Consider the following 299-nt stretch of genomic DNA (forward strand, 5'->3'; position numbering starts at 1 on the left):
TGGGACAGATGATTGGGGTGAAGTCGTAACAAGGTAGCCGTATCGGAAGGTGCGGCTGGATCACCTCCTTTCTAAGGATAATATCGGAATACGAATTTTTATTCGTATCTTAACGTTTTGCAGTTCAGTTTTGAATGTTCATTTAACCATGAAAATTCAATTCTTGTTCCTGCAATTTTTGCATTGGAACAAACCACTTGTTCTTTGAAAACTGGATAAAACGACATTGAAACAATAAACAACAAGAAATTCTGTTGTGATTATTTACGTAATCACAACGTGTAAGACTTTTTAACTTT

At 35.1% G+C, this 299-nt stretch carries 1 rRNA gene; it reads left to right on the forward strand.

The features are described from left to right. Window positions 1–71 (forward strand): 16S ribosomal RNA (locus LDK52_RS19980); the annotation flags it as partial. Window positions 72–299 lie beyond the last annotated feature (228 nt).

Source organism: Psychrobacillus antarcticus (assembly GCF_029533155.1).
GTDB classification, from domain to species: domain Bacteria; phylum Bacillota; class Bacilli; order Bacillales_A; family Planococcaceae; genus Psychrobacillus; species Psychrobacillus antarcticus.